Annotated in this window: 1 protein-coding gene; it reads right to left on the bottom strand. The window is 30.5% G+C overall.

The window, feature by feature from the left end:
• Nucleotides 1–768: 768 nt before the first annotated feature.
• Nucleotides 769–1,689 (bottom strand): LysR family transcriptional regulator (locus J0H12_00075; GenBank protein MBN9412310.1); only part of this gene is annotated, 921 nt, incomplete at its 5' end.

Consider the following 1,689-nt stretch of genomic DNA (forward strand, 5'->3'; position numbering starts at 1 on the left):
GTTTTTAAATGTGCGAGATCCATAGTGCCTCCACTTTCACTATTGTCTATTAGTTCTATTAATATAAAGACTTTATCTGACATATCAATAGTTGATAGATTTACTATTTGATTTAAAAAAGAAAAAATCTATAAAATTTAAAAAGATGGGCTATAATAGTTGAGGTATGCTTGTATGCATATCTCCTATATCAAATTAGAAATAGTCATACCCCGAAACATTTTAGTAAGATTAAAATATTCCGAAGTTGTTTCAAATGGCAATTCAGGAATAAAAGAAGAATCGGTTACCCCTTTCTCCCCCCTATAAACAACCGATTCTTCTTTTCCCTGATTTCACTGGTTCTATAAATCTTTTCTTTTCCCTTAATTTCATGATAAGAATTTTGCGCTAAATATTCTCAAATATTTCAAGGGATTTTGCTTGAAATTTTACCTCTAAAGATTAATTTTTTCTTTTCAATACAATCCATAATTTAAAAATTATTAACAAATTAAACTTTATTTAATTAAAATTTTAAGCTATGACGGAAATGCATAGAGAGCAAGACTTTATTGTGCTTCTCAGTCAATAAAAAGTATGAAATAACCGTTCTTTGAGCATATTAAAGTTGCTTAAAAGCATTATCTTACAACCATATATTGAAAGTCATTTATCATGAAAAAAACTACATTCGAAAATATTGCTCCTCCTTGCCAAACTATGTTTCTTTGCAAAAAAATACAGCACACATTTAGCTAAGCTATTTGTTAAATTAACAAGGAGATTTTACCTTTCAAAAGGCTTGTTATTATATGGAAAATCTCCTTGTTTAAATAGCTTTTCTAAATAATCTGCGAATAAATTAATTTTTTTAAGATTTTTTGTTTTTAATGGGTGTATACAAAAAATTCCTATGCTTGGTTCTTCAATTTCTTCTAATACAGGTATTAATTCTTTATCTTTATTTTTAATATGAGTAAGAGCTACAGGCATTTGAATAATTCCAAAACCCTTTTTGGCGCAAGCTATTAAGCCTTCTAATGAATTCATGATCAAAAATGGCTGTCTTGGCTTTTCATGATTAGCCCCAATTTCTAAAATCCAATAATTATTGGCTAAAACATTAAATCTCGCATTTTCAAACACCAGCAAGCGATGATGATCAAGATCTTCTGCTTTTTGAGGATTACCAAATTCTCTCAAATAATCAGGACTTGCCCATAATTTGTAAGGAGAGTTAAAAATTTGTCTTTGCATAAGATTAGGATGGAGATCTATGCGCGTCCGAATAAGAATATCTGCTTTTTCAAGATCTCTTTCTAAATTAGTTAAAGAACTATTGATATCTAATTTGATTCCTGGGTACTTTTTTAAAAAACCAGGAATAATTTCTGGTAACCAGATAGAAGCCATTCCTGGTGTTGTGAGAATTTTTAACTCACCTTCTGTTTCATTAAAATCATTCAAAAGTGAATGTTTGAATGCTTCATGTTCTTGGACTATTTTTTGAGCATGGTGGAATATTTTTTCACCTTGAGGGGTTAATTTCAAGCCTCGGGCATGTCTTTCAAAGAGCTGTGCTTTTGCGTAATATTCAAGCGTTTGCAAAGTCCGGCTTAAAGAAGATTGGCTTGTATGTAAAAGATGAGCGGCCCTTGTAAGGCTGCCTTCTTTGGCAATAATATAAAACGTTTTTAAATGTGCGAG

The organism is Candidatus Paracaedimonas acanthamoebae, from assembly GCA_017307065.1.
Classification (GTDB): Bacteria; Pseudomonadota; Alphaproteobacteria; order Caedimonadales; family Caedimonadaceae; genus Paracaedimonas; species Paracaedimonas acanthamoebae_A.